We start from the raw sequence: 26,019 nt of genomic DNA on the forward strand, positions 1-26,019 counted from the left end.
GTTGTGCAGGTGCACCTGCTGGGACTTGGCGACGCACTCGTTCCAGATCCACCGGCACCGGTCCCACTCGGCCAGCAGGGCGGCGCGGGCGGTGGCCGACACCCGAAGCCGGTAGGTGTACCGGGCACGCCCGGTATCCTCAGCTCCCTGCGGTGGCCTCGTCACGATCGGCCAATCTATCGGGGAGGTACGACGAATTTGAGCCTTCGTCGCAGGGTTGAAGCCCGATCGCCTTGGCGGCGATCCGGATGTCCTTGTCCAGCCTCTCAGGAGCTCCGGATTCCTCCTGGCCCCGAAGCTGAAGGACCGGGGTTCTTCCGGAGGTTTCGGTGAACTTCGACGGCGAGGACCTTTCTCGCAAAGCGCTGGCCGACCGCCTCCCCTCCGGCGAAACCCACGTCTTCCGCAATTGCGACCTCACGGAGACCGACCTGTGGGGCGCCCCGCTGGCGGGGGCCAGGTTCGAGTCGTGCGTGCTGGACCAGACCGACTTCCGCAAGGCCGACCTCGACGGGGCCTCGTTCGCGGGTGGGGGCGGGATGCGCACCCGCTTCAACGACGCCGACCTCATCGACGTGACGTTCACCGACGTGGACCTGTCCTCCGCGCAGTTCGGCGGCGCGCTCCTGACGGACGTCTCGTTCACGGGCTGCCGCATGATCGGCGCGTCTCTCACGGCCTCGCGCGGCACCGGCTTCAGGCTCAGCCGCTCCAACCTGACCCTGGCCAACCTCGGCGGCTGCTCGCTGCGCGGTGAGGTCATCGAGGGCGTCCGCTTCGACGACGCCGACCTGTCGGGCTGCGACTTCACGGAGGCCACGTTCAGCGACTGCCGGCTGACCGGGACGCGCCTGCTGCAGACGAAGTTCGCCAAGGCCGATCTGCGCGGGGCCGACCTGGGCCAGCCGGACGACGCGAAGCTGCGGGCGTTCGCGGGCGCCGTCATCAACCAGGCCCAGGCCAACGCCATCCTCGCCGCCCGCGGCATCACCGTGGTCTGACTCCGACCGGCGGCATATGCAGATCATCGGTATATATTGATCGCATGAAGCCGATGCAGGAACCCACTTTCCTCATCCTCACCGCGCTCGCCGCCGGCCCGCAGCACGGCTACGGCGTGATCACCGACGTCGAACGCATCTCCGACGGCCAGGTGCGCCTGCGCGCCGGCACCCTGTACGCCGCCTTCGACCGCCTCCAGGCGGAGGGCCTCATCGAGGCGGACCGGGAGGAGATCGTGGACGGGCGGGTGCGCCGCTACTACAGGCTGACCGGCGACGGCGCGGCCAGGCTGGCGGCGGAGGCCGAGCGGTTGCGCAGGCACGCCCGGGCGGCCACCGCGCGCCTGCGCGCCGCAGGGGCGGGAGGCGCGGCATGAGCCCCGCACGTCCGCACGTCGCCGGCGGCCCAGGCATGAGCCCCCTCGAAGCCCGCTACCGCCGCCTCCTGGCCTGCTATCCGCGCGATCATCGGGCCCGGCACGAGGAGGAGATGATCGGCGTGCTGCTGGCCGGCGCGCGGCCCGGCCAGACCCGCCCGTATCCCGCCGACGTGGCCGACCTGCTGTGGGGCGCGTTACGGGTGCACGCCCGGCGGGCGTTCGGCGCGGGCTCGGCGCCCTCCTGGCGCGACGGGGTCGCGCTCGCCGTGGCGCTGTGGCCGCTGCTGATGCTGGCGGCGGCGCTGGCGACGATGCTGCTGGACAGCGCCAGAACCGTGGAGAACGCGCTGAACTTCGGCGTCGCCGTCCTGGCCGGACCCGTCTGGATCCAGCACCTGGCCCAGCCGGTCGCCATCGCGGCCCTGCTCGCGCTGGCGGTGCGGTCCGGCCGCAGGTGGGTCGCCGCGCTCGGCACGGTCGTGCTCGTGCTGGGCCTCGCGGACCCCTGGAGTGGGGTGCTTCCGTATCTCGTGTCGCCGTCGAGCGGCCGGGTCCTCCTGGTGCACTTGGCGGCACCGAACGTCGGCCCGCTGCTCCTGGCACAGGTGGCGGCGGCCGTCATCGCCTTCCTGCCCGCAGCGCACCGTGCCCTCGCGGCCATCCCCCGGCGCACCTTGCTGCTCTGGGCGCCGCTCGCGCTGGTGGGGCTGACCGCCAGCAAGGCCATCGTGCGCTGGGTGGACGTGGTCGCCCATCAGGATGTCGTCGTCTGGAAACCGGTGCCCTGGCTGGTCGTGGTCTCACTGGCCGCCGGGTACGCGTGCCGGTCGGCGGTGGGCCGGCGGGCGGCGCTGGTGCTGTTCCTGCCCGCGGCCGCCCTCGGCGACCTCGGCGACCTGCTGTGGATCCCCACTTCCACGGCCCTCGCCCAGCTCGGCTGCGCGGCCCTGGCCTTCGCCGCCGGCGCGGCGCTCACCCGCCGCCGGAGCGGTCAGGAGGCGTTGGCGACGTGAGTGCCCGGGTCAGGTGGGAGAGGGAGGTCTCGGCCTCGGCCATGATGCGGTCGATCAGCTCCCGGCAGGACGGCAGATCGTCGATCACGCCCACCACCTGGCCCGACGCCATCACCCCGAGATCCGCCCGGCCCTCCACCATGGCGGCCCGCAGCAGCACGGGTGTGTTGGCCGCCTGCAGCACCTGGGCCCAGGTCAGGTCCCGGGCCTGCCGCATCCGCCTGCCCTCCCTGAGCATCGCCGCCCAGGACAGGCCCGACAGGCGTTTGAAGCGGGCCCCGTTCATCACCGCCCTGACCAGGCGCGACCGCTCCAGTGACGCCACGAAAGGGGTCAGGAGCACCCGGTGCGGCACCCCGTCCACCCTGGTCGTGACCACCGTCTCCCGCGTGGCCAGATAGAGCTTCTTCACCTCGTCGGGCACGGGGGAGTCACTCGTCAGCAGGAACCGGGTCCCCATGGCGATCCCGCAGGCCCCGTACGCCAGGGCCGCCACGAGGCCGCGCCCGTCGAAGAAGCCCCCGGCCGCGATGACCGGGATGTCCACCGCGTCCACGACCTGGGGCAGCAGCAGGGTGGTGGCGACGGGTCCGGTGTGGCCGCCGCCCTCGCCGCCCTGGACGATCACCGCGTCGACGCCCCAGCCCGCCACCTTCTCCGCGTGCCGGCGGGCTCCCACCGACGGGATCGTGACCACGCCCGCGTCCTTGAGCCGGGCGATCAGGTCGCGCTCGGGCGCCATCGCGAACGACGCCACCCGCACGCCCTCCCTGATCAGCACCTCGATCCGCGCCGCGGCGTCGTCGGCGTCGGAACGGATGTTCACCCCGAAAGGCGCGTCCGTGCGCTCCTTGACCCGCCTGATCGCCGCGGTCATCTCGGCCACGGACATGGTGGCGGCGCCGATCACGCCCAGACCGCCCGCCTGCGAGGTGGCCGCCGCCAGCCGGGCCCCGGCGACGTACCCCATGCCGGTCTGCACGATCGGGTGGCGGCACCCCACCAGCTCGGTCAGCGCGGTCCTCACGCCGCCACCTCACGGTCGCGGGCCCGCTCGGGGTCGAGGCGGTCCAGGACGTCGAGCTCCTCGACGGTCGGCCCGCGCGTCCGGCTGACCTTCGCGGGAACGTGCAGCTCGAAGCCGGTCGCCGCCACCACGTCGGCCACCTCCACCCCGGGGTGCACCGACACCAGCCGCATGGTCCCGCCGGGGCCGCGGAAGTCCAGGACGGCCAGGTTCGTCACCACCCGGCGCAGGTCGAAGGCGCCCCTGTCCGTCCCGACCCCGCTGACCATGTCCACCGAGGGCACGAACACCCGGGGGGAGTGCCGGGGGATCCAGTAGCTGGTGGGATCGCAGCGCGTGTTCCCCGGCGCGCCCCGGACACCCAGCAGCTGCGCCTTGGGGCGCGACCAGTCGCCGATGCAGGAGATGTTCGTGTTGCCGTACCGGTCGATCTGGCTGGCCCCGAGCATGACGTGCCGCCGCCCGTTCAGCACCAGCCACAGGTGCTCGCGGAACGGCAGCCACCCCTCCACCACCCCGGGAGCCTCGCCCAGGGCGGGCACGTCGCCGGTGAGCAGGCAAGTGCCGTCGTGCGTGAGCAGCTCCGGCTCGAACGTCAGCCGCGCCAGCCGCGCGGCCAGCACCGTGACCGCCCCGCCGATCCCCGCCGCGAGGATCTCCCCGTCGCCCCTGAACGCCTCCGCGCACGCCACCACGCACACGTCAGCCCTGCTGCTCATCGAACTCCTCCCAGGGGGTCTCCACGTAACGCCGCTGGAGCGCCTCGTCCCGCCCGTAGTCGGGTTCGCACGAGGTGAACCCCGCCCCGCCGGGCGCCTCCACCACCCCGGCCACCATCGAGCGGCTGATCAGCAACGACTGCACGGGCCCTTCCTTCATGAGGTCCTCCACCACCCGCTCGCACGACACGTAGCAGCGCCGCGCGGCCTTGGCGTAGAGGTCGTCGAAGTACGGGTCGGGGCCCAGATATTGGGCGTTGCCCCGGGAGTCGGCCCGGTTCAGGTGGACCAGGGCCACGTCCATGGCCAGCGCGGGCACCGCGACCAGCTCCTCCCCGTCCGCGTACGGCGACCGGACCGTCCGCAGCCCGGGGTTGACCCGCAGCACGTCCGACCCGAGCCCGGCCCGCGTCGGCAGGAACGGCAGCCGGTGCGCCCCCGCCAGCAGCCCGAACATGAACATCCCCTCGTCGTACTCCACGAACTCGATCTCCCCGGCCTGCCTGGCCCGCCGGAAATGCGGCTCCAGGGGGATGGAGTCGAGCGTGACGAAAGGCGCCACGACCCTGCGTACCTTCTTCGCCGCGCAGAGCATGCCGACGTCCGGGCCGCCGTACGAGACGATCGTGAGGTCGTCGGCGGGGGAGCGGAGGAGAGCGCGTACGAGGGCCATCGGCTTGCGGCGCGAGCCCCAGCCGCCGATCCCGACCGTCATCCCGCTCTCGATCCCGCTCGCGACCTCCTCGGCCGACATCAGCTTGGTCACGTGAATCGCTCCCTGTGCCGGTCTCCGGCGCCCGTCAGGTTCAGCTCGAAGGTGAAGCCCTGCTCGAAGCGGTAACTGCGCTTGACGTCCACGGGGTCGATGCCGTTGAGCGACTCCTTGGCGCAGCGGATCACGTACGGGTCCTTCGCGGCGATCTGCCCCGCCACCTCCAGCGCCGCGTCGCGCAGCTTGTCGCCCGGCACCACCTCCAGCACCGACCCGAACGCGTGCAGCTCGGCGGCCGTCACGTTCCTGCACGTGTAGACCATGGCCCGCATCAGGTGCTGCGGCACCAGCCTGGACAGGTGCGTGGCCGCGCCCAGCGCGCCCCTGTCCACCTCGGGCAGCCCGAAGTAGGCGTCCTCGCTCGCCACCACGACGTCGGCGTTGCCTGCCAGGCCGACGCCGCCGCCCAGGCAGAAGCCGTGCACCGCCGCGATCACCGGCACCGGGCACTCGTAGACCGCCGCGAAGGCCGCGTAACACGCCCGGTTGACCCAGACGAGCGCCTCGTAGCCCTTCGCGTCGCGCAGCTCCTTGATGTCGACCCCGGCGTTGAACCCGCGTCCCTCGGCCCGCAGCACCACCACCCTGGTCTCCGGCTCGGCCCCGGCCCGCCGGACGGTCTCCGCCAGCTCCTCCCAGCCCCGCACGCTCAACGCGTTCACCGGCGGCACGTCCACCACGATCTCGGCGATCGGCCCGGCCCGCAGGGTGATTCCCATCCCCGCTCCCGTCTGGTTGCACCTAACGCTTGCTTGGTACGGTAGCACCCGTGACCGTGACTTACGACTACACGGGCAAGGCCGTCCTGGTGACGGGCGGCACCAAGGGCATCGGCGGCGGGATCGCCCGCGCCTTCCGCGAAGCGGGCGCCGAGGTGACGGTCTGCGCCAGGCGCGAGCCCGCCGCCCCTCTCCCGGGGCTCCGGTTCGTGCGGGCGGACGTGCGCGTGCCCGACGACGTCGAGCGGCTGATCTCCGGGTTCGACCGGCTCGACGTGGTGGTCAACAACGCGGGCGGCTCGCCGTACGCGCCGCTGGAGGGCACCTCGCCGCGCCTGCACGCCCGCGTCATCGAGCTCAACCTCACGGCCCCGCTGCTGGTCTCGCAGCGCGCGTACCCGCTGCTCGCCGCCGCCGGCGGGGCGGTCGTGATGATCGGCAGCGCCGGCGGCGCGCGCCCCTCGCCCGGCACCTCCGCGTACGGCGCCGCCAAGGCCGGGCTGCACCACCTGGCCCGCTGCCTGGCCGCCGAGTGGGCCCCGCGGGTACGCGTCAACACGGTCGTCGTCGGCCTCGCCGCCACGGAGAACGCCTCCTCCCACTACGGCGGGCGCGACGACGGGATGGGGGCGGCCATCCCCGCAGGCCGGATGGCGACGCCCGCCGACGTGGCCGCCGCGTGCCTGTGGCTGGCCGCCCCCGGCTACGTCACGGGCGCGGAGGTGCGGGTGGACGGCGGCGGCGAGATCCCCGCCTGGCGGCACCTGGCCTCCAGTGACGTTTCCTGATATCTCTGCATGATCCTTCTGGGAGGTCTGTGTGGGAATCTGTGCCGGCCGCGTGGTGGTCGTGACGGGTGCCGGTCGGGGCATCGGGAGGGAGCACGCGCTGGAGTTCGCCAGGCAGGGCGCCCGCGTCGTGGTGAACGACCTCGGCACGGCCAGGGACGGCGCGGGCAGGTCGGGCGGCCCCGCGCTGGAGGTGGTCGAGGAGATCCGCGCCCTCGGCGGCCAGGCGGTGGCCAACAGCGACGACGTGTCCGACTGGGGCGGCGCGGCCCGGCTGGTCAAGACCGCCGTCACCGCGTACGGCCGCCTCGACGTCCTGGTGAACAACGCGGGCTTCCTGCGGGACAGGATGCTCGTCTCCATGACCGAGCAGGACTGGGACGACGTCGTACGCGTCCACCTCAAGGGCCACTTCCTGCCGCTGCGCCACGCGGCGGCGCACTGGCGGGAGAGGTCCAAGGCGGGCGAGCGCGTCGAGGGCCGGGTCATCAACACCTCGTCCGGGGCCGGCCTGCTGGGCAGCGTCGGCCAGGCCAACTACGCGGCCGCCAAGGCGGGGATCGCCGCGCTGACACAGGTGGCCGCCGCCGAGCTGGCGAGATACGGCGTGACGGTGAACGCCATCGCGCCCGCCGCCCGTACGCGGATGACCGAGGAGGTGTTCGCCGCCACCATGGCCAGGCCGGAGTCCGGCTTCGACCCCATGGACCCCGCGAACGTCTCCCCGCTCGTCGTCTGGCTCGGGTCCGTGCGGTCTGCTCATGTGTCGGGGCGGGTGTTCGAGGTGGAGGGCGGGACGATCGCCCTGGCCACCGGCTGGCGGCACGGTCCCCGGGTGGACGGGGACGGGCGCTGGGACCCGGCGCGCGTCGGCGACGCCGTCGCCGGACTCCTCGCCTCCGCCCCGCCCCCCGAACCGGTCTACGGAGCACAGCCGAGCCGCTGAACCCGCTAGCGCATGGCCGAGCGGGCGGTCGGGCGCAGCAGGATGCGCTCAGGGGCGGCCGTCAGCCGGGGCTTCACCATGGGCAGCTCCACCTCCCGCTCGTCCTCGGCCGTCTCGAAGCGCGCGAACCACACGAACACGTTCTCCCCGGTGCGGATCGGGTGCCGGGGGAAGTTGTTCTCCGAGTGCTCGGTCTCCAGGCAGGCGATCGGCGGCACCCCCGCCTCGACCAGGACGGGCGCGACCTCACGGGCGAAGAACGCGGAGAAGCCGTCCTCGACGTGGTAGATCGTGGCGACGTACAGCGACGAGGGCCGCTCGGTGGCCCCGACGGCGGGGCGCTCCCACTCGGGCAGCTCGGCCCCCACGGAGTGCAGGAGCAGCACGTCGTCCGTGTCGGCCATGGTGACCCTGGCGGCGTCGCGGTGGGCCAGCCACACGGGCCCGTCGTAGAAGGCCTCGAGCGCGTCCTTGCGGGCGGCCATGGACGGATAGGAGCGCAGCCAGGTGAACCGGTCGGGCGCGCCCTCGACCCTGAAGGTGCCGTTGACGCGCATGCCGGCCGCCTCCTGCGACTCGACGAACTCGCGCTCGAACAGCTCGATCAGCGTGTCCCGCTGCCCGGGAAGCAGGGTGTACTGCCGCAGGTCGTAGATCATGCGATGGACGGTAGGACCGACTCGCTGACACCTCCTGTCAGCGTATTTATAGAATAAAATTCCAGTAACGTACTGCTGCGGATCAACCACACACAGTTATAGGCTCGCCATGGCCTTGACCTCCTCCGGTCAACGAAGGAGCAGAAGTGATCAGAAGACTGTGCGCCGCCGTGGCCGTGGTGGGAGCGGCCGTCGGCGGCGCACTGCCGGCTCCCCCCGCGCACGCCGACGACGCCTGGAGCAGCGACAGCTGGTACGGCAACTGGAGCGACAACCGCGGCTCGTCCCAGTCCGGGAACAACTTCGGCGACGTCACCGCCGTCAACCGCGGCGGGAGCGGCTCCACCAACGTCAACAACATCAACGGTATCGCCCCGACCGCCACCGACGGCGGGATCACGGTGACCTACATCTTCTACTGACCGGCTGACGTCCGAAAGCCAAGACGATCCGAGAGGACAACCACAAACATGATCAAGAAGCTCTGCGTGACCGGTCTCATCGCCGCGGCGGCCACGGGTGTGACGCTGCTGTCGGCACCGGCGTACGCGGACGTCAACGCCGGAAACACCAGCTCCAACCGCAGTTCGTCGCAGTCGGGCAACAACTTCGGCAACGTGGTCGGCAGCAACCGGAGCGGCACCACCGCCACCAGCCTCAACAACGTCAACGGCAACGCCGTGACGGCCAGCAACCGCGGCACCGTGACCGTCCACGACATCGACTAGCACTCCCTGGGACGCGCGGCGAGCCGGGCCGGAAATGGCCTGGCTCGCGCCGTAATAGCATCCCGGGGTGGCTATCTGTGCATATGTAACGTTTGAGGACCCCGAGAATGGCGACGACGAGCGCGATCTCGCCCTGTCGGCCTGGCGGGAGGCCGGCATCGACGGGCGCGTCGAGCGCTGGGACGATCCCGCCGTCGACTGGAGCGCGTACGACGCCGTGGTCGTCCGATCGGTCTGGGACTACATCCTCAGGCGGGAGGAGTTCCTGGCGTGGGCGCGGCGCGTGGACTCCGTCACCAGGCTGCTCAATCCGTCCCCGGTCCTCGAGGCCAACACCGACAAGACCTACCTGCGGGAGCTCGGCGTGCCGACCGTGCCGACGCACTGGTCGTCGGAGGGCCTGCCGGACTGGCCGGAGTACGTCGTCAAGCCGACGATCTCCTCCGGCGCCCGCGACACCACCAGGACGGCCGACCGGGACCAGGCCAGGGCGCTGGCCGCCGCGCTGGAGGCCGACGGGCGCACCCCGATGGTGCAGCCGTACCTCGACATGGTGGAGTCGGAGGGCGAGACCTCGCTGCTCTACTTCAACGGCCGCTTCAGCCACGCCGTACGCCGCCTGCCCATGCTCGCACCGGGGATGACGTACGACGACAACGGGCGGGGACAGCTCCGCACACCAGCCCCGGACCAGGTCGATCTCGCTGAGAAGGTGCTCACCGTCCTACCCCAGCCCCTGCTCTACGCCAGGATCGACCTGGTCCGGCTGCCCGGAGGCAAGCCCGCCGTCATCGAGGTGGAGCTGACGGAGCCGTACCTCTTCCTGCGCTACGAGCCGCGCGCGGCGGCCAACCTCGCCACGGCGCTGCGCGAACTGCTCTAGGCCTGATCATCCTGGCCGCCGCTCAGGGCCGCGGCGCTGTTGACGATGGAGACGTGGCTGAAGGCCTGGGGGAAGTTGCCGACCTGGCGGCGATGGGTGACGTCGTACTCCTCCGCGAGCAGCCCCACGTCGTTGCGGAGGGTCAGGAGCCGCTCGAACAGTTGCCGGGCCTGGTGGCGGCGGCCGGTCATGGCCAGGGCGTCGGCCAGCCAGAAGGAGCAGGCCAGGAAGGTGCCCTCGCCGCCCGGGAGGCCGTCCACACCGTCGGTTTGAGGCTGGTAGCGCAGGACGAGGCCGTCGTGGAGAAGCTCGCGCCGGATGGCGTCGATGGTCCCCCTTACGCGTTCGTCGTCGGGAGGTAGGAAGCCGAGGCGGGGAATGAGGAGGAGGGCGGCGTCCAGGCCGGTGGAGCCGTAATACTGGGTGAAGGTGTTGCGGTCGGCGTCGTAGCCGCGGGTGCAGACGTCATGGTGGATCTGCCGGCGCAGGGCGCGCCAGCGGTCGGCGGGGCCGTCGAGGCCGTGGCGGTCGATGGCTTGGAGCATGCGGTCGGCGGCGACCCAGGCGAGGATCTTGGAGTGGACGAAGTGACGGCGGGGGCCACGCATCTCCCACAATCCGTTGTCGGGCTGGTCCCATGCGCCTTCGAGGTAGTTCATCAGGGCGGTCTGCAGGTCCCACGCTTCCTCCTCGATGGTGAGGCCGGATTGGCGGGCCAGGTGCAGGCAGTCGAGGGTTTCGCCGTAGACGTCGAGCTGGAGCTGGGTGGAGGCGGCGTTGCCGATGCGGACGGGCCGGGAGTTCTCGTAGCCGGCAAGCCAGTCGGGGCTCCACTCCGGGATGCGGCGGGCGCCTTCGATGGTGTACATGATCTGCAGCGCGGCCGGGTGACCGGCGGCGGCGCGCAGCAGCCAGTCGCGCCAGGCCCGGGCCTCGGCGTCATACCCGGCGCACATCAGCGCCTGCAGGCTGAAACTGGCGTCACGTAGCCAGCAGTAACGATAGTCCCAGTTGCGGGGGCCGCCGAGTTGCTCGGGCAGGGAGGTGGTGGCGGCCGCGACGATGCCCCCGGTGGGGGCGTAGGTGAGGGCTTTGAGAGTGCGCAGGCTGGAGCGGACCGCCCGCTCGTACTCGCCGCGGTAGTCACAGCGGGCGCTCCATTCGCGCCACAGCCGTTCGGTGTCGGACAGGGCGGCGGGCGGGTCGAGGGGGTCGGGGCGCGGCAGCCAGGACTCCTTCCAGGTGAGCACGAACGGTACGCGGTCGCCCGCACGGACGGTGAAAGACGCTGTGGTGCGGTGGGCATCCTCGTCCACGTGCAGCGGGACAGGGGCATGCAGCCACGCGGCATCGGCGCCGGCGACGGCGACGAACTGGCCGTGGTCGTGGCGCAGCCAGGGGATGTCGCGGCCGTAGTCGAAGCGCAACATCAGCTCCATGTGCATGTCGACGCTGCCGCGCACGCCCTCGACGATCCGTACGACGTCGGGTGCCTGGTCGCGGGGCGGCATGAAGTCGAGGACCCGTACGGCGCCGCCCGCGCCGTCCCAGGTGGTCTCCAGGATGAGCGTGCCGTCGCGGTAGCGGCGGGAGGTGCTGTCGTGCGCACCGGCGGGGGCCAGCAGCCAGCGGCCGGCGCCCGGGCTGTCCAGGAGGGCGGCGAAGCAGGCGGGGGAGTCGAAGCGCGGCAGGCACAGCCAGTCGATGGAGCCGTTACGGCCGACCAGCGCCGCGGTCTGCATGTCGCCGATGAGGGCGTAGTCCTCGATCCGCATGTTGGGTGGTCTCCTCCTTGCCTTCGAGATCAGGTCACGGGCATGCCCTCATGGCCGCCGCTAGGCCACGCGGTGGCGTTCGGCGGCGCCGGCGCGGAGCACGAGGCCGTGGCCGGGGGCGTCGGTACGCGGCCGGACCAGGCCACCGGTCGGGTCGGCGGCGCCGTCGAAGAGCTCGCCCTCGATGCGCTGGTGGTCGTGGAACCACTCGATGTGGCGCAGGTTGGCGGTTCCGGCGGCGGCGGGGACGTGCAGGTTGGGGGCGCAGTGGGCGGAGACCTGCAGATGGTGGCCGGCGGCGACGGCCGCGGCGGCGAACCAGCCGGTGTAGCCGCCGCAGCGGGTGGCGTCGATCTGCAGGCAGTCCACGGCCTGCGCCTGGCACATGCGGGTGAAGTACGTCAGATCGCAGCCGTACTCCCCGGCGGTCACGTCGGCCCGGCAGTGCTCGCGCACCAGTCTCAGACCAGGCAGGTCGTCGGAGGAGACGGGCTCCTCGAACCAGGTCACGTCGTGCTCGTTCATCGCGTCGGCCATGCGGATGGCCTGCTTGGCGGTGTAGCCGCCGTTGGCGTCGACGTACAGCTCGGCCTCCTCGCCGATGACACGGCGGGCCAGAGCCACGCGGTGCAGGTCCCGTTCGGGTCGCGTGCCGGACGACTCGCCGATCTTGATCTTGACGCGGCCGATGCCCTGTCCGTGCGCCCAGCGGGTGAGCTGGCCGATGGTGGCGTCGTCGTCGTAGGTGGTGAAGCCGCCCGACCCGTACAGCGGAACCTGCTCGCGCGCGGCGCCGAAGAGGCGGACGAGCGGCAGGCCGAGCAGGCGCGCCTTGAGGTCCCACAGGGCGACGTCCACGGCCGAGACGGCGTATCCGGCGATGCCGGGCCGCCCCGCGTTGCGTACCTGGCGGGTCATCGCGGCCCAGACGGCGGGGATGTCGGCGGCGTCGGCGCCGATCACCGTCTCGGCGAGTGTCTCGGAGATGAACGGGGCCGCTGCGGCGGGCGCGTACGTCCAGCCGATCCCGGTCGCGCCTTCGGCGGTGAGCGTGACGACCACCATCGTGGTCGCCTGCCAGGCGAATGTGCCGTCGCCTTCGGGCTGGTCGGTGGGGATGCGGTAGGCCGCTGCGGCGACCTTGTCGATCGCGTTCATGTCGTTCTCGCTTCGCAGGTCAGCAGGCGTGTGAGCTACCCCGCAGATGTTCCCCAAACGGGGAATGCGTCCATGTGGCTAGATTTCCGGACGGCCAATGTTTACGTCCGCGCCCGCGGGCAGGCGGCTGGCATGACGTGCCTGGGTTCGTGAAAGGCCGGCCGAGCGGAAGGGCCATCGCCATGGCAGAGACCGTGCAGCTCCCCACCCCCGTACGCCAGCCGTACGTGCGGGTCCGCGACCTGGAACGTGACCTGAGGGCTCGCGTGGACGGGGAGGTCCGCTTCGACGCGGGCAGCCGCGGCGCCTACGCCACCGACGGCTCCAACTACCGGCAGGTGCCGCTCGGCGTGGTGGTGCCCCGGACCGTAGAGGCGGCCATCGAGGCCGTGGCCGTCTGCCGCGAGCACCAGGCGCCGATCACCTCGCGCGGCGGTGGCACCAGCCTGGCCGGACAGACCTGCAACACCGCCGTGATCATCGACTGGTCCAAGCACTGCCACCGCCTGATCTCGGTCGACGAGCGAGCCAGGACCTGCGTGGTGGAGCCCGGAATCGTCCTGGACGAGCTCAACCGGCAGCTCGCGCCCACCGGCCTGATGTTCGGGCCACGCCCGTCCACCCACGGCCAGTGCACCCTCGGCGGCATGATCGGCAACAACTCCTGCGGCTCCACCGCCCAGGCGTACGGCAAGACCGCCGACAACGTCACCCGCCTCGACGTCCTCACCTACGACGGGACGCGCATGTGGGTCGGCCCGACCGACGAGCGGGAATACGCGCGAATCCGCGCCGAGGGCGGCCGCCGCGCCGATGTCCACCGGCGCCTGCGCGAGATCGCCGACACGCACGCCGCCGAGATCCGGGCACGCTTCCCCGACATCCCGCGCCGGGTGTCCGGCTACAACCTCGACCAGCTCCTGCCCGGCGGCGACTTCGACGTGGCCAGGGCGCTGGTCGGCTCGGAAGGCACGCTGGTCACCGTGCTGCGGGCAGAGCTGAAACTCGTACCGGTGCCCGCGGCCGAGGTGCTGGTCCTGCTCGGCTACCACGACATCGCCGCCGCCGCCGACGCGGTGCCGCGCGTCGCCGCCCACCACCCGCTGCAACTGGAGGGCGTGGACGACAAGCTGATCTCCTACGAGCGCCGCCGGCACATGCATCCCGAGGCGCTGGCCCGCCTTCCGGAAGGCGGCGGCTGGCTGATGGTCTCCTTCTCCGGACGCGACAAGCCGGAAGCCGAGGCCCGGGCACGGGCCCTCATCGACGAGTTGCGCGGCGGCGAGCACGAGCCGCACGTGTCGTCCTTCGACGACGACAGGGCGGAGCGGCAGCTGTGGGAACTGCGCGAAGCCGGCCTGGGCGCCACCGCCCGCGTCCCGGACATGCGCGTTACCTGGGAGGGCTGGGAGGACTCGGCCGTGCCTCCGGAGCGGCTCGGCGACTACCTGCGCGACCTGCGCCGGCTGTTCGCCGAGTTCGGTTACGGCGACGCCGCCCTGTACGGGCACTTCGGCCAGGGGTGCGTGCACACCCGCATCCCCTTCGACCTGGTCACCGCCGACGGCATCGCGGCCTTCCACACCTTCCTGCGCCGCGCCGCCGACCTCGTCGTCTCCTACGGCGGCTCCCTGTCCGGCGAGCACGGCGACGGCCAGTCCCGAGCCGAACTGCTGCCCGCCATGTTCGGACCCGACGTCATGACCGCCTTCGCCGAGGTCAAAGCCGTCTTCGATCCCGAGAACAGGATGAATCCCGGCAAGATCGTCGCCCCGTACGGCGCCACGGAGAACCTGCGGCTGGGCAGCGACTGGACCCCCGCCGAACCGGACGTGCAGTTCGGCTACCCGCATGACGAGGGCAGCTTCCAATGGGCGGTGATGCGCTGCGTCGGCGTCGGCCAGTGCCGCAGCCACACCGGTGGGGTCATGTGCCCCTCCTACCGCGCCACCGGCGAGGAGGAGCACTCCACCCGGGGCCGCGCCCGCCTGCTGTTCGAGATGCTGAACGGCCACGCCGACACCCCTGTCACGGACGGCTGGCGCTCCACCGCGGTACGGGACGCGCTGGACCTCTGCCTGGCCTGCAAGGGATGCAAACAGGACTGCCCGATGAGCGTGGACATGGCCACGTACAAGGCCGAGTTCCTGGCCCACCACTACGCCCGCAGGCTGCGGCCCGCCGCCCACTACAGCATGGGCTGGCTCCCGCTCTGGGCGCGCCTGGCCGCGATCGCTCCCGGCGCGGTCAACGCCCTCACCCATGCTCCCGGACTGGCCGGCCTGCTCAAACGGCTGGGTGGCATCGAACCGCGACGGCCCCTGCCGTCGTTCGCCCGCGCGCGCTTCAGCGACAGCTACCGCCGCCGCGGCCCGCGCGGCACCGGCGAACGCGGCGACGTGCTGCTGTGGCCCGACACCTTCACCGACAACCTCGCCCCGCACATCGCCGCCGCCGCGGTGAAGGTCCTGGAGGCGGCCGGCTACCGCGTGCTCATCCCGCCCCGCACCCTGTGCTGCGGCCTCACCTGGATCTCCACCGGGCAACTCGGCATCGCCTCGCGCGTGCTGCGCCGCACCCTGCGCACGCTCGCGCCGCTGCTGCGCCAGGGCGTGCCGATCGTCGGACTCGAACCCAGCTGCACCGCGGTCTTCCGGGACGACGCCGCGAACCTCCTTCCCCACGACCGGGACGTCACGCGCCTGGCCGACCAGACCACCACCCTGGCCGAACTGCTGACGCGTACCGACGGCTGGCAGGCGCCGCACATCGACCGCGAGGCCGTCTGCCAGCCGCACTGCCACCAGCACGCCGTCCTCGGGCATCAGGCCGACGAGGAACTGCTTGACCGCGCCGGTGTCCGCCGGCACACCGTCGGCGGCTGCTGCGGCCTGGCGGGCGACTTCGGCTTCACCGCCGGACACCTGGAGGTCTCCCTGGCCTGCGCCGAACACGAGCTGCTGCCCGCCCTCCGCGAGGCCGGGCCGGACACGGTGGTCCTGGCCGACGGCTTCAGCTGCCGGACCCAGATCCAGCACACCGCACCCGGACGCCGCCCGCTGCACCTGGCCGAACTCCTCGCCGCGCACCTGACGCCGGCGACCGCCCCCGACGAGGACAGAGGCGATCGATGACCACTTACACCGGACGCCTGGTCACCCGCCTGGACCAGGCGGGGCTGCTCACCCGCGTCCTGGCCCCGCACAGCCGCCCCGGCCACACGTCAGGACCTGGCCCGATGCCTGCGGGACTTCACCACCGCGGTGACACACTCCGCCCCTAAGACCGCCTAGGACTCCTTCACCCAGAGCCGCAGCAGCCCGCGGAAGTGCTCGACGAAGCGGTCGCGCTCGTGGGCCGGGTACGTGGCCGTCACGGTGTCCACCAGTAACCGGTCGAACTCGGCCCCGGCCACCCACTCCTGCACCACCTCGTCGATGTGCGGCAGGTGGTCCTGGCAGAACTCGTGGTAGCGGTCCGTCTCGAAGTACTTGTCCGCCAGCCGCCGGTACTCCGCCAGCCGCTCCTCGTACGTCCCCTCGACGGCGAAGTAGTCGTGCGTCTCCAGGTCGATCCGCGGCCTGCGCCGGGTGGCCACGCAGAACACGCTCCACTTCACCAGCGTCTTGATCGCCCAGGGGAAGTAGTAGTGCAGGCTGGTCAGCGCCACGTCGGGGCAGGCGTTGGCGTAGTCGATGGGGTGCACGTCCGAGCCCTTGATCAGGGTCTCGCAGGAGTTGAACTCCCACCGGAAGAACGCGTTCACGAGCTTCCCGATGGTCACCACCTCCTCGCCCACGGACGGCGACAGGAACTCGTGGTCCACGGCGTAGCGGGCGTGCATCGGCTCGTCGGGCCTGAACCGCATCACCATCGTCTCCGCCCCGATCGACAGCGACCTGGCGAACGCGTCGTACCCCTCGATGGCCTGCTGGAGGTGCATGAGCATCTCGCCGCTCTGGTCGTAGGCCCGGTGCAGCTCGTCCCGGTCGCGCACCAGCGACACGCCGCGCCAGGCGCCGCCGTCGTACGGCTTCATGAAGAGCGGGTAGCCGACCCGCTCCGCCACCTCGTCGAGGTCGAAGGGCTGGTTGTAGCGGGCCGCGGTGTAGGCGTACCGCGAGTTGTCGAGCGGGTTCTTGTACGGCACCAGCGCCGTCTCCGGGACCTTGAGCCCGAGCCGCATCATCGCGCAGTACGCCGTGTGCTTCTCCATCGACTGGAACGTGAACGGGCTGTTCAGGAGGTAGACGTCGTCCATCATGGAGATCTTCTTGAGCCACTCGCGCGGGTGGTAGTACCAGTACGCCAGCCGGTCGATCACCAGCTCGTGACGTGGCCTGGCGCGCAGGTCGAACGGCTCGATCGTGATGCGTTCCACGTCGAACTCGCCCACCCCCTTGATCGGGCCGAGCCGCCGCAGCACGGTCTCGAACGCCGACGGCCAGTCCTCCTCCGTCCCCAGCAGCAGCCCGATCAGATGTCGCACGACGCCCCTCCTCCCGCCCGCGCGCTCGCCGCGCCCGGCACCTGGGAGTCACACGCCAGGGAGGCGGCCGTTGCGGAACAGGTCGACGAACCTTTGATGGTCTTCCCGGGCCTGTGCCCCATACCGGTGGGCAAAATCCACCAACATGCCGATAAATCCGGGCTTGTCGTCGCCGATCACCGCCACGATCGCCTCCTCCGTCGAGAAGTCGACGAGGTCGTGGCTGGACTCGTCGTCGGCCACCGAGTGCATGCGCGCCACCGCCCGCCCGAGGTCCTGCACGATCGAGCGGAGCTCCTCCGGCTCGTTGACGTCGTCCCAGTCGAGGTCGGCGGAGTACGGCGAGACCTCGGCCACGAGCTGGCCCACCCCGTTCAGCGTCGTGTAGCCGAGCCACGGATCGGCGTACGCCTGCAGCGCCCGCTGCGACTCGGCCGTGCGATGCCCCTGGTGCAGGAAGTAGGAGGCCACCTTCTCGTCGGCGATGTACCGTGCCACCGCGGGCACCGCCGCCTGCTTCATGTAGAGGATGACGTCGTTCTCCAGCGCCTGCGAGCGCCCTTCGAGCAGCAGGTTGTACGAGGGCAGCCCGGCGGAGCCGATGCCCACGCCCTTGCGCAGCGCCACGTCCTTGATCACGTGCTCGACGCCGTCGCTCTGCCCCGGCAGCGTGGTCAGGTAGTCCCGGAACGCGGCCAGCACCGCCTCCCTGGTCGCCGCGTCCACGCTCTCCCGGCCCTCCATGAGCGCGAACCGCCGGTCGTAGCCGTCGATCGCGGTCTCGACGTCCAGCAGCGCCACCCGCGTGCTGAGCCGCGCCGTCTGCAGGACCCGGTGGAGCACGCCGGTCGTGCTGTCCAGCGTGAGCGAGCCGATCGCGTCGTCCCCGCCGGCCGCGATGGCGGCCAGCTCGACCAGGTACGCGCCGGCGAAGTCGGTCACGAGCACGCTGATCGCGTCGTCGGACAGGGCCTTGGCGTACCCGATGAGCGCCACGCTGGCGGCGAAGCGCTTGAGGTCCCAGACGTACGGGCCCACGTACGCCTCGTCGAAGTCGTTGACGTTGAAGACCAGGACGCCGGAGGCGTTCATGTACGTGCCGAAGTTCTCCGCGTGGAGGTCGCCGTGGATCCAGACGCGGCTGGTCGGCTCGTCGAGGTAGGACTCGTCCGCGTACGTGCCGGTCATGTCCGCGTAGAACAGGCAGGCGCTGCCCCGGTAGAAGGCGAAGGGGGAAGCCGCCATTTTCCGGAATTTCCGCCTGAAAGCGGCGGGGTCTCGCCGGATCGACTCGCCGAACTCCGCCATGAGGACATCGAGCAGGAAGGAAGAGCGTTCGCCCATACCCCGGACACTAGATCGCGATCCCCTTGCCGCCTACCCTGGTCTTTCCCTGACAGGGCCTGGTCAGGGGTGCTGCGAGGAGACCGAGACCACCTCTCCCGTCATGTACGAGGAGTAGTCGCTGGCCAGGAAGACGATGACGTTCGCCACCTCCCACGGCTCGGCCGAGCGCCCGAACGCCTCCTTGGCCGCCAGCTCCGCCAGCAGCTCCTCGCTGGTCACCTTCGCCAGGAACGGGTGCACCGCCAGCGAGGGCGCCACCGCGTTGACCCGCACGCCGTGCTCGGCGGCCTCCAGCGCGACGCACCTGGTCAGCGCCATCACCCCGGCCTTGGCGGCCGCGTAGTGGGACTGGCCCCGCTGGGCCCGCCAGCCGATCACGGAGGCGTTGTTCACGATGACGCCGGAGCCCTGGGCGATCATCTGCCGGAGCGCCGCCCTGGTGCAGCGCATGGTGCCGTACAGGGTGACGTCGATGACCGCGTGCCACTGGTCGTCGGACATCTCGGCCAGCGGGGACGTACCGCCGAGACCGGCGTTGTTGACGACCACGTCGAGCCTGCCGTGCGCCTCCACCACCGCGTCGAACAGCGCCAGCACCTGCGCTTCCGACGTCACGTCGCACGGCACGGCGAGCGGCTTGACGCCGGTGAGCTCGGTCAGCGCGTCGGCGGCCTCGGACAGGCGGCGCTCGTGCCGGTCCGACAGGACGATCGTCGCGCCCTCCTCGGCGCAGCGCCGGGCGGTCGCGTAGCCGATGCCCGCTCCGGCGGCGGCCGTCACGAGTGTCACCTTGCCGTCGAGCAGTCCGTGCGCCTTGGGATAGGAGGGAGGCATCCGTGCTCCAATCAGCGGGGCAGTCCCAGGGTCCGTTCGGCGATGATGTTCCGCTGGATCTCGCTGGCTCCGGCATAGATCGTGTCCGCGCGGCTGAACAGGTAGAGCCGCTGCAGCTCGTTGAGCTCGCCCTCTTCGGTCTGGGTCACCAGCCCGGCTCTGCCCTGCACGGCCTGCGCCAGCTCGCCCAGCCTGCGGTGCCACTCCGACCAGTAGAGCTTGGCGATCGACACCTCGGGCCCCGGGTCGGGGCGCAGCATCCTGAGCGCGTTGAGCCGCATGACCTCCAGCTCCAGCCACGACCGGACGAGCCGGTCGCGCAGCACGGGATCGTCGACGGCGCCGGTGCTCCGGGCCGTCTCGATCACCTTGGCCAGCTCGCGCCTGAACCCGATCTGCTGCCCGAGCGTCGAGGCGCCCCGCTCGTGGCCGAGCGTGGCCATCGCGACCCGCCAGCCGTCGCCCGGCGCCCCCAGGATGTTCCCCGCCGCCGTGCGCGCGCCGTCGAAGAAGACCTCGTTGAACTCGGAGGTCCCGGTCAGCTGCACGATCGGCCGGACGACGACGCCTGGCTGCTCCATGGGGACGAGCAGGTACGACAGCCCCCGGTGCCGCTGCGAGCCCGGCTCCGTGCGGCAGAGCACGAAACACCAGTCGGCCACGTGCGCCAGCGAGGTCCACACCTTCTGGCCGGTGACGACCCATTCGTCGCCTTCGAGGTGCGCCTTCGTCTGGACGTTGGCGAGGTCGGAGCCGGCCTCGGGCTCGGAGTAGCCCTGGCACCACAGCTCCTCGCCACGCTGGATGGGCGGCAGGAAGCGCTCCTTCTGCTCGTCGGTGCCGAACTCGAGGATGGTCGGGCCGATCAGCCCCTCGCCGATGTGGCCCACCCTGGCGGGGGCGTCGGCCCTGGCGTACTCCTCGTGGAAGGCCACCTGGTCCTCCAGGGAGGCGGCGCGGCCGCCGTACCGCTCGGGCCAGCCCAGGCAGGTCCACCCGGCCTTGCCGAGGTGGCGCTCCCACGCCTGGCGCAGCTCGTGGCCCTCGTGCTCGCGCCCGGGCCCGCCGAGCCCCCTGACGTGGGCGAACTCGCCGCTCAGCGCCTCCTCCAGCCAGGCCCTGGCCTCCTCGCGAAGCCCCGGCGTGGCGCCCGCCGGGTCAGGCAGGCTCAACGAAGCCTCCGTACCCGCCGCGGAAGAACACCAGCGGGCCGCCTTCGGCGTGCGTGTCGAGCTGCAGCACCCTGGCCACCACGATCACGTGGTCACCGGCCGGGTGCTCGGCCTCGACCGCGCAGTCCATCCAGGCCAGCGCGCCTTCGAGCACCGGATTGCCGCCGGGGGAGCCGGTCCACTCCAGGCCCGCGAACTTGTCGCCGCCCTTGGTCGCCATCTGCGCGCACACGTCCCGCTGGTGCTCGGCCAGCACGTTGACGGTGACGACCTTCGCGCCGCGCACCCTGGGCCAGCTCGTGCTGGTGTACGCCACGCAGAACGCCACGAGGGGCGGCGTGAGCGAGACGGAGGTGAAGGAGTTGGCCGCCAGCCCGCACGGCTGTCCGCTCGCCGGGTCGACCGCCGTGATCGCCACCACGCCGGTCGCGAACCTGCCGAGCACCTGCCGGAAGAGCCGGCTGTCGAGGTGGCCGTTCGCGCTGTGGGGTGAAGGGCCGGTCGGCATGGCGGCTCCGTTGCGATTTCTGCGCTGATGGGGCGTCGGAAGGCCGCGACAGCCGTCCGGCGTCACGAGCCGGGCAGCGTGTGTGCTCATGGTCCGCCTCCTAGTCCACCGGCTGCGCCCTATCTTACCAAGCGCTTGCTTGGACGGTAGGTGAAGCGGCGAAACCATGTCAAGTTCGCATGTCGCGCGAGGTAGGACGCGTTGACATGGGAGAAATGTCCGGCCTAGTGTGACGAATGTGTCCAAGCGCTTGCTTGACTTCCGGGACCGCACCGCCATAGCGGGGGTGGGTTACACCCCGTTCACCAAGGACTCGGGCGTCAGCACGCTCACCCTGGCCTGCCGTGCCGTGCTGGCCGCGGTGGAGGACGCGGGCCTCTCGGTGGACGACGTGGACGGGCTGGCCACGCACCGGGTGGGGGACTCGGCCGCGCCCACGCTGGTCGGGCCGGCGCTGGGGCTGACCGACCTCGCCTGGCACCTGGACCAGTTCGGCGGCGGGAGCGTGTCGCATGCGGTCGTCGGCCAGGCGGCGCTGGCGGTGGCGGCGGGGATGGCCGAGACGGTCGTCTGCTACCGGGCCATCAACGCCCGCTCGGAGTTCCGGATGGGCGGCACGGGCCGGGGCGTCCCGGTGAGCCCCGAGGTGCAGTACCAGGCGCCGTACGGGTATGTGGCGCCGCCGCAGCAGTACGCCATGTACGCCCGAGCTCATATGACTACATATGGGACAAAACCCGAGCACTTCGGGCAACTGGCGGTCACCCAGCGCGCCAACGCCGCCAAGAACCCCCGGGCGTTGATGCGTACCCCGATCACGCTGGACGACTACCTCGCGAGCAGGTGGATCGCGGAGCCGTTCCGGCTGCTGGACTGCTGCCTGGAGACGGACGGGGCGTGCGCCGTGGTCGTCACCACGGCCGAGCGCGCCCGTTCGCTCCGCCGCCCTCCGGTGCTGATCTCGGCCGCCGCCTGGGGCGGCGGCACCACGCATTTCTCGGGCCCGTCCGCCCACCCCACGGTGACGGCGGCCGCCGCCCTGGCCCCGCGCCTGTACGCGCAGGCCGGGCTCGGGCCGGGCGACATCGACGTGGCCGAGCTGTACGACTGCTTCACGTACTCGGTGATCGTCCAGCTCGAGGACTACGGGTTCTGCGGCAAGGGCGAGGGCGGCCCGTACGTGGCCTCCGGGGCGACCGCGCTGGACGGCCCGCTCCCGGTCAACACGCACGGGGGCTTCCTGTCGGAGGGTTACGTCCACGGCATGAACCACGTCGCCGAGGCGGTCTCCCAGCTCAGGGGCGACGCCGGGGACCGCCAGGTGGCCGGCGCCGAGGTCGCGCTCTCCACCGCCCAGCCCGGCTACATCCTCCCGGCCACCTCCGCCCTGATCCTGAGGAGGCCGTGATGGCGGCGTACCGGCCCGTGTTCGACCGGGACTCGAGGGAGTGGTGGGAGCGTGTCGGCAGGCGGGAGTTCGCCGTGCAGGAGTGCGACGGCTGCGGCACGGCGCGCTTCCCGGCGCGGGCGTTCTGCCCCGCGTGCCGGACGGAGGCGTGGCACTGGCGGGAGGTGGAGCCCGAGGGAGTCGTGGAGAGCTGGATCGTCAACCATCAGCCGTTCATGCCGGGATCGGCGGAGCCGTACGTGGTGGTGATGGTCGGGCTGGCGGCGGTGCCGGGGTGCTTCGTGTACGGGAACTGGCGCGGCGATCGGCCTCCGGAGCCCGGCGAGCGGGTCAGAGCCGCTTACCGCCGGATCGACGAGGAGCTGACGCTGGTGGACTGGGAGCCTGCCGAGGATGACGGGAATCTGGATACTCATCCGGCCCGGCGTACATCCTCCCGCTAGTTGACCTTGGTCCGGAAATTGGATTGGTACCGGAAAACCCCACCAGTCCCACCAACACGAAGCGGCCCCCAGGTTGGGCTCCGAGGGTTGATGATGTGGCAGTAGGCGTCAACGCGGACGGCTCGGACTTGGCGGCGAGCGATGACTGGTTCGGACTTGGTGACAGGCATGGCCCGGAGGTCGCGGGTCACGATCGTGCCTGTCCGCCGGTCACTCGGCCGGTCGCGCCGTACGCGCGGTCCGCCAGGGCCGGAGGAAGCGGCGCGGTCCCCTGGATCGGGAAGAGCGGCGCCATCGGGTTCCCCGCAGAGGAAAGCGCGCCCTGGCGGGCGTGGGGGACCCGCCAGGACGCGCTTCCTGTTCCGTGTGCGGCGGCGCCAGGACTCCGGCGAGGGATGGAGTCCTAGGCCGTTGAATCGCGCACGGAGTCGATGGGGGAGTGTGAAAGCTCCCGCTGCCGGTAACGTGCGGCGATGCGTCGAGCTGCACCGACCGGGTCATCGATGGGGTGCGTGACGGGGGCGCCACCCTCCTCGTTCCAGACAAAGGATCCGTCGTCGCACCGCACGGTCAGCTCAGTCAACGCCGATTGCTCGGATGCGCCGTCGCTCTGGTAGGTGTGGGTGAATCCCTCGCGAGGCAACCCGTAACGCAGTAAACGTGTTGCTTCACAAGGGTCATGCCAGGGCAGGTACGGCGTACCCGTGCGGACCGGCAACACTGGCCTTCACCCCCTCACCGGCCTTTAGATGGATTTGTACCAACGAATGGATGATGGGCTGCTGGAGGGGGTTCGGTCAAGGGGTTGTGGCCTGCTAGAACCAGATCGTCTAAATTGTTGGAACAAAAGGGGTGAAAGTGGCAAGGTCGGTGCTGTATCAGCAGGTGGCTGCGGAATTGCGTCGAGCCATCTACTCGGGTGTCCTCGGCCCGGGGGCACAGCTACCGACCGAGGCGCAGCTCATGGAAGACCATGGGGTGAGCAGGAACACCGTAAGGCTGGCCCTGGGAGAGCTCGTCAATGAGGGGCTCGTCACGCGCACGCCGCGGCGCGGGACAGTGGTCAGGGATCGCAGACCGCTGCTGATCTATCCGCAGCGGGAGCTGGAGCCGCAACCTTCGGGCGAACTGCGGGAAGCCTTCGCCTATGCCGTTGCGCAGGAAGGCCGCGCGCCGAGCCAGTACATCGAGGTGCTGACGGTGTCTCCCGTCGAGGAGATCGCGAGCAGGCTGGAGCTGGCTGACGGGGAATTGGCGGTGGTGAGGCGCCGTCTGCGTTTCGTGGACGGCCAGCCGTACAACACCAACGATTCCTATTTCCCGCGTGATCTCGTCGCCGACTCCGAGATTGCCAGGCCCGGCGACATCGCGCGAGGGGCGAACCGGGTACTGGAGGAACTGGGCCACGCACAGGTGCGCGTCGTGGACGACATCTGGGCCCGCATGCCCAACCAGGAGGAGGCCGAGCGCCTCCAACTAGAGCTCGGCACGCCGGTCATGGTCTACGTCCGCGTCGGATTCGACGCGGCGGACATGCCGGTACGTGTCGCGGTGTCGGTGCTGCCCGCCGACAAACATCTGATCAGGTACGAGCTCGACCGCCGCTAACGGGCTCGGGGTGAAGGGGTGATTCAGCCGGCCGGGCGCAGCGAGAAATAGCCGCCTCGCTGGCCATGGGGAGTCGTGCATACTCCCCTAAATCGCCATTTATCCATATATATCGGGTTGAGGCCCCATTTCGGGCCTGCGCGACATTGCGTCATCACGCTCTGTGTTTTCGCGCGCACCCAACGCAACGGGAGTTGTATTATGCACACAAACACCCTGCTTCACCCGCTCGCTCTCCGCAGAGCCGAGCCCGAGGACCTTCCCGGCGTGCTCACCCTGCTCGCGGACACCGCCGAGTGGCTCTACACGCAAGGAGTGCGGCAGTGGCCGCGCGGGGGCTTCGGCCCCGAGCGGATCGAGCCGCTCATCGAGGAACGGGTGCTGTTCCTGCTCGACGACGAGCTCAGATACCTCGACCCCGACGAATCGGCCCCGCCGGTGGCCACCATAGCCCTCGACGGTCACGCGGACCCCGAGTTCTGGACACTGGACGACGACCCGGGGGCGGCCCTTTACGTCCACAAGCTCGCCGTGGCCCGCCCCTGGTCCGGCAGCGGCCTCGGCGACGCCCTCCTGGACTGGGCCGGCGCCTCGGCCCACGCGGCCGGGCTGCCCTGGCTGCGGCTGGACTGCGCCAAGGGGAACCGGCGGCTTCAGGAGTACTACCGCCGCCGCCGGTTCCGCCACGTCCGCACGGTGGACCTTCCCCACCGCGCCTCGGGGGCCCTTTTCGAACGGCGCTCGGAAGACCTGATCACCACGGCCTTCCGCGACCTCACGATGGCCGAACTGATCAGCGCCTGACACCCTTCACACCCGGCCGGGGCCCGACCCCGGCCGGGCTCCCGGCGCACGGGACCGCCGACCCTGCGCGGTCCTCCGGGAGGTGGGAGGCTGGACAATTTGCTGTGATCTGCGGCGGAACGGTGCAGAGCACCATATAACCTCTCCTCCATGACCGGATCGCTGCTAGAGGTCATCGCGCTGAACGTGCGCGACGCCGTGGCCGCTGAACAAGGTGGAGCCGACCGGCTGGAGGTCGTCGCCGACATGGCGGCCGACGGGTTGACCCCGTCCCCCGAGACGGTTGCCGCGATCGCCGCCGAATGCCCGCTCCCTCAGATGGTCATGCTCCGCTGCGACGCCCACTTCACCGCCGACTCCGACGTGCTCGACCGGCTGAGCCGGGACGCCAAGGCGCTGGCGCAGGCAGGGGCGGCGGGGTTCGTGTTCGGGTTCCTCGACGGCTCGGGGAAGGTCGATCTCGCGGCCACGGAGGCGCTCATCCACGCCGTCTCGCCGCTGCCCTGGACGTTCCACCGGGCCGTCGACCACGCCGCGGACGTCCAGGCGTCCTGGCGGGCCGTGCGGCTGCTGCCCAACCTCGCCACCGTGCTCACCTCGGGCTCACCCAACGGCGTGGGCGAGGGGCTCCGGGTGCTGAAGGCGCGTGCCGAGGCGGGGGACAGCTCGATCATCCTGGCCGGCGGCGGGCTGAAGCCGGCGCACGTACCGGCGCTGCTCGACTACGGCGTCCGGGCCTTCCACGTGGGGTCCGCCGTGCGGGCGAGCTGGTCCGACCCGGTCGAGTGGCGGCTCGTACGCCAGTGGCGGGCCATGGTGGAACGCGACTGACCGGCGG

Annotated in this window: 26 protein-coding genes; 14 read left to right on the forward strand and 12 right to left on the reverse strand. The window is 71.1% G+C overall.

Features of this window, described 5'->3' with window-relative positions; genetic code table 11:
- Positions 1-329 precede the first annotated feature (329 nt).
- The 3 genes from AB0H84_RS46340 to AB0H84_RS46350 are packed head-to-tail and all read left to right on the forward strand — an operon-like array spanning position 330 to position 2,394.
- On the forward strand, positions 330-1,001 hold the full coding sequence (locus AB0H84_RS46340; RefSeq protein ID WP_357619544.1) for a pentapeptide repeat-containing protein: 672 nt from the start codon (positions 330-332) through the stop codon (positions 999-1,001).
- 44 nt (positions 1,002-1,045) lie between these two features.
- Positions 1,046-1,378, forward strand: coding sequence for a helix-turn-helix transcriptional regulator (locus AB0H84_RS46345; protein ID WP_357619546.1), 333 nt, complete (start codon positions 1,046-1,048; stop codon positions 1,376-1,378).
- Positions 1,375-2,394: a hypothetical protein gene (locus AB0H84_RS46350; protein ID WP_357619548.1), complete on the forward strand. Its 1,020-nt coding sequence runs from the start codon at positions 1,375-1,377 to the stop codon at positions 2,392-2,394. Before AB0H84_RS46345 ends, AB0H84_RS46350 begins: the two co-directional genes overlap by 4 nt.
- Here AB0H84_RS46350 and AB0H84_RS46355 read toward each other — a convergent pair.
- The 4 genes from AB0H84_RS46355 to AB0H84_RS46370 are packed head-to-tail and all read right to left on the reverse strand — an operon-like array spanning position 2,354 to position 5,631.
- Complete coding sequence (locus tag AB0H84_RS46355) at positions 2,354-3,421, reverse strand: nitronate monooxygenase (protein ID WP_357619550.1); 1,068 nt, start codon at positions 3,419-3,421, stop codon at positions 2,354-2,356. The two genes, AB0H84_RS46350 and AB0H84_RS46355, sit on opposite strands and share 41 nt — an antisense overlap.
- A complete protein-coding gene (locus tag AB0H84_RS46360) occupies positions 3,418-4,140 on the reverse strand; it encodes a CoA-transferase (protein ID WP_357619552.1) in 723 nt (240 codons plus the stop codon). The genes AB0H84_RS46355 and AB0H84_RS46360 overlap by 4 nt, the downstream gene beginning before the upstream one ends.
- Positions 4,124-4,894 (reverse strand): CoA-transferase, encoded by a 771-nt coding sequence (locus tag AB0H84_RS46365; protein ID WP_344987664.1) that lies wholly within the window; start codon positions 4,892-4,894, stop codon positions 4,124-4,126. Before AB0H84_RS46365 ends, AB0H84_RS46360 begins: the two co-directional genes overlap by 17 nt.
- Before the next feature lie 8 nt (positions 4,895-4,902).
- Positions 4,903-5,631, reverse strand: coding sequence for an enoyl-CoA hydratase family protein (locus AB0H84_RS46370; RefSeq protein ID WP_357619554.1), 729 nt, complete (start codon positions 5,629-5,631; stop codon positions 4,903-4,905).
- Positions 5,632-5,681: 50 nt separating this feature from the next.
- On the opposite strand from AB0H84_RS46370, the gene AB0H84_RS46375 reads away from it, so the two are divergent.
- Together AB0H84_RS46375 and AB0H84_RS46380 are read left to right on the forward strand one after the other, a co-directional pair.
- Positions 5,682-6,419, forward strand: coding sequence for an SDR family oxidoreductase (locus AB0H84_RS46375; RefSeq protein ID WP_357619556.1), 738 nt, complete (start codon positions 5,682-5,684; stop codon positions 6,417-6,419).
- 31 nt (positions 6,420-6,450) lie between these two features.
- Positions 6,451-7,365: an SDR family oxidoreductase gene (locus AB0H84_RS46380; protein ID WP_357619558.1), complete on the forward strand. Its 915-nt coding sequence runs from the start codon at positions 6,451-6,453 to the stop codon at positions 7,363-7,365.
- Between the two features lie 5 nt (positions 7,366-7,370).
- Here the strand turns inward: AB0H84_RS46380 and AB0H84_RS46385 are convergent, their stop codons facing one another.
- Positions 7,371-8,024 (reverse strand): NIPSNAP family protein, encoded by a 654-nt coding sequence (locus AB0H84_RS46385; RefSeq protein WP_357619560.1) that lies wholly within the window; start codon positions 8,022-8,024, stop codon positions 7,371-7,373.
- Between the two features lie 146 nt (positions 8,025-8,170).
- On the opposite strand from AB0H84_RS46385, the gene AB0H84_RS46390 reads away from it, so the two are divergent.
- The 3 genes from AB0H84_RS46390 to AB0H84_RS46400 all read left to right on the forward strand — a co-directional run bounded on the left by AB0H84_RS46390 (position 8,171) and on the right by AB0H84_RS46400 (position 9,635).
- On the forward strand, positions 8,171-8,446 hold the full coding sequence (locus AB0H84_RS46390; RefSeq protein WP_357619562.1) for a hypothetical protein: 276 nt from the start codon (positions 8,171-8,173) through the stop codon (positions 8,444-8,446).
- 48 nt (positions 8,447-8,494) lie between these two features.
- Positions 8,495-8,752, forward strand: coding sequence for a hypothetical protein (locus tag AB0H84_RS46395; protein ID WP_357619564.1), 258 nt, complete (start codon positions 8,495-8,497; stop codon positions 8,750-8,752).
- A 67-nt stretch (positions 8,753-8,819) separates the two neighbouring features.
- Positions 8,820-9,635: a hypothetical protein gene (locus AB0H84_RS46400; RefSeq protein ID WP_357619566.1), complete on the forward strand. Its 816-nt coding sequence runs from the start codon at positions 8,820-8,822 to the stop codon at positions 9,633-9,635.
- On the opposite strand, the gene AB0H84_RS46405 is transcribed toward AB0H84_RS46400, so the two are convergent.
- Together AB0H84_RS46405 and AB0H84_RS46410 are read right to left on the reverse strand one after the other, a co-directional pair.
- Positions 9,632-11,410 carry a glycoside hydrolase family 15 protein gene (locus AB0H84_RS46405; RefSeq protein WP_357619568.1) on the reverse strand — a complete coding sequence of 593 codons (1,779 nt, stop codon included), beginning with the start codon at positions 11,408-11,410 and terminating at the stop codon, positions 9,632-9,634. The genes AB0H84_RS46400 and AB0H84_RS46405 overlap by 4 nt on opposite strands.
- A gap of 60 nt (positions 11,411-11,470) precedes the next feature.
- The gene (locus AB0H84_RS46410; RefSeq protein ID WP_357619570.1) at positions 11,471-12,568 is read right to left on the reverse strand and encodes an enolase C-terminal domain-like protein; all 1,098 of its coding nucleotides are present in this window, start codon (positions 12,566-12,568) and stop codon (positions 11,471-11,473) included.
- Between the two features lie 182 nt (positions 12,569-12,750).
- Here AB0H84_RS46410 and AB0H84_RS46415 point away from each other — a divergent pair, with 182 nt between their 5' ends.
- Positions 12,751-15,702, forward strand: coding sequence for an FAD-binding and (Fe-S)-binding domain-containing protein (locus AB0H84_RS46415; RefSeq protein ID WP_357619572.1), 2,952 nt, complete (start codon positions 12,751-12,753; stop codon positions 15,700-15,702).
- A 155-nt stretch (positions 15,703-15,857) separates the two neighbouring features.
- Here the strand turns inward: AB0H84_RS46415 and AB0H84_RS46420 are convergent, their stop codons facing one another.
- From AB0H84_RS46420 to AB0H84_RS46440, 5 genes are all read right to left on the reverse strand, one after another.
- Positions 15,858-17,057, reverse strand: a complete 1,200-nt coding sequence (locus tag AB0H84_RS46420) for a hypothetical protein (protein ID WP_357619574.1) — start codon at positions 17,055-17,057, stop codon at positions 15,858-15,860.
- A 48-nt stretch (positions 17,058-17,105) separates the two neighbouring features.
- Entirely contained in the window at positions 17,106-18,401 is a 1,296-nt protein-coding gene (locus AB0H84_RS46425; RefSeq protein ID WP_357619576.1) for a DUF2252 domain-containing protein, read from the reverse strand.
- 63 nt (positions 18,402-18,464) lie between these two features.
- Positions 18,465-19,238 carry an SDR family oxidoreductase gene (locus tag AB0H84_RS46430; RefSeq protein WP_357619578.1) on the reverse strand — a complete coding sequence of 258 codons (774 nt, stop codon included), beginning with the start codon at positions 19,236-19,238 and terminating at the stop codon, positions 18,465-18,467.
- A gap of 11 nt (positions 19,239-19,249) precedes the next feature.
- Complete coding sequence (locus tag AB0H84_RS46435; RefSeq protein ID WP_357619719.1) at positions 19,250-20,404, reverse strand: acyl-CoA dehydrogenase family protein; 1,155 nt, start codon at positions 20,402-20,404, stop codon at positions 19,250-19,252.
- Positions 20,397-20,918 carry a flavin reductase family protein gene (locus AB0H84_RS46440; RefSeq protein WP_357619721.1) on the reverse strand — a complete coding sequence of 174 codons (522 nt, stop codon included), beginning with the start codon at positions 20,916-20,918 and terminating at the stop codon, positions 20,397-20,399. The genes AB0H84_RS46435 and AB0H84_RS46440 overlap by 8 nt, the downstream gene beginning before the upstream one ends.
- Before the next feature lie 238 nt (positions 20,919-21,156).
- Between AB0H84_RS46440 and AB0H84_RS46445 the strand changes: the two genes are divergently transcribed.
- From AB0H84_RS46445 to AB0H84_RS46465, 5 genes are all read left to right on the forward strand, one after another.
- Positions 21,157-22,326 (forward strand): acetyl-CoA acetyltransferase, encoded by a 1,170-nt coding sequence (locus AB0H84_RS46445; protein WP_357619580.1) that lies wholly within the window; start codon positions 21,157-21,159, stop codon positions 22,324-22,326.
- The gene (locus AB0H84_RS46450; RefSeq protein WP_357619582.1) at positions 22,326-22,769 is read left to right on the forward strand and encodes an OB-fold domain-containing protein; all 444 of its coding nucleotides are present in this window, start codon (positions 22,326-22,328) and stop codon (positions 22,767-22,769) included. The genes AB0H84_RS46445 and AB0H84_RS46450 overlap by 1 nt, the downstream gene beginning before the upstream one ends.
- Before the next feature lie 870 nt (positions 22,770-23,639).
- Complete coding sequence (locus AB0H84_RS46455; protein ID WP_357619584.1) at positions 23,640-24,377, forward strand: GntR family transcriptional regulator; 738 nt, start codon at positions 23,640-23,642, stop codon at positions 24,375-24,377.
- 201 nt (positions 24,378-24,578) lie between these two features.
- A complete protein-coding gene (locus AB0H84_RS46460) occupies positions 24,579-25,181 on the forward strand; it encodes a GNAT family N-acetyltransferase (protein ID WP_357619586.1) in 603 nt (200 codons plus the stop codon).
- A gap of 150 nt (positions 25,182-25,331) precedes the next feature.
- Entirely contained in the window at positions 25,332-26,012 is a 681-nt protein-coding gene (locus AB0H84_RS46465; protein ID WP_357619588.1) for a copper homeostasis protein CutC, read from the forward strand.
- Positions 26,013-26,019: the final 7 nt, after the last annotated feature.

The sequence above is a fragment of the Nonomuraea sp. NPDC050786 genome, from assembly GCF_040654115.1.
Taxonomy (GTDB): Bacteria; Actinomycetota; Actinomycetes; order Streptosporangiales; family Streptosporangiaceae; genus Nonomuraea.

Bases quoted from the DNA above. Each gene is read 5' to 3' on its own strand.
- AB0H84_RS46465 (WP_357619588.1), top strand. From the start codon at position 25,332: ATGACCGGATCGCTGCTAGAGGTCATCGCGCTGAACGTGCGCGACGCC.
- AB0H84_RS46430 (WP_357619578.1), bottom strand. From the start codon at position 19,238: ATGCCTCCCTCCTATCCCAAGGCGCACGGACTGCTCGACGGCAAGGTG.
- AB0H84_RS46425 (WP_357619576.1), bottom strand. From the start codon at position 18,401: ATGGGCGAACGCTCTTCCTTCCTGCTCGATGTCCTCATGGCGGAGTTC.
- AB0H84_RS46395 (WP_357619564.1), top strand. From the start codon at position 8,495: ATGATCAAGAAGCTCTGCGTGACCGGTCTCATCGCCGCGGCGGCCACG.
- AB0H84_RS46405 (WP_357619568.1), bottom strand. From the start codon at position 11,410: ATGCGGATCGAGGACTACGCCCTCATCGGCGACATGCAGACCGCGGCG.
- AB0H84_RS46345 (WP_357619546.1), top strand. From the start codon at position 1,046: ATGAAGCCGATGCAGGAACCCACTTTCCTCATCCTCACCGCGCTCGCC.
- AB0H84_RS46370 (WP_357619554.1), bottom strand. From the start codon at position 5,631: ATGGGAATCACCCTGCGGGCCGGGCCGATCGCCGAGATCGTGGTGGAC.
- AB0H84_RS46440 (WP_357619721.1), bottom strand. From the start codon at position 20,918: ATGCCGACCGGCCCTTCACCCCACAGCGCGAACGGCCACCTCGACAGC.
- AB0H84_RS46410 (WP_357619570.1), bottom strand. From the start codon at position 12,568: ATGAACGCGATCGACAAGGTCGCCGCAGCGGCCTACCGCATCCCCACC.
- AB0H84_RS46450 (WP_357619582.1), top strand. From the start codon at position 22,326: ATGGCGGCGTACCGGCCCGTGTTCGACCGGGACTCGAGGGAGTGGTGG.
- AB0H84_RS46350 (WP_357619548.1), top strand. From the start codon at position 1,375: ATGAGCCCCGCACGTCCGCACGTCGCCGGCGGCCCAGGCATGAGCCCC.
- AB0H84_RS46460 (WP_357619586.1), top strand. From the start codon at position 24,579: ATGCACACAAACACCCTGCTTCACCCGCTCGCTCTCCGCAGAGCCGAG.
- AB0H84_RS46365 (WP_344987664.1), bottom strand. From the start codon at position 4,894: ATGTCGGCCGAGGAGGTCGCGAGCGGGATCGAGAGCGGGATGACGGTC.
- AB0H84_RS46360 (WP_357619552.1), bottom strand. From the start codon at position 4,140: ATGAGCAGCAGGGCTGACGTGTGCGTGGTGGCGTGCGCGGAGGCGTTC.
- AB0H84_RS46415 (WP_357619572.1), top strand. From the start codon at position 12,751: ATGGCAGAGACCGTGCAGCTCCCCACCCCCGTACGCCAGCCGTACGTG.
- AB0H84_RS46385 (WP_357619560.1), bottom strand. From the start codon at position 8,024: ATGATCTACGACCTGCGGCAGTACACCCTGCTTCCCGGGCAGCGGGAC.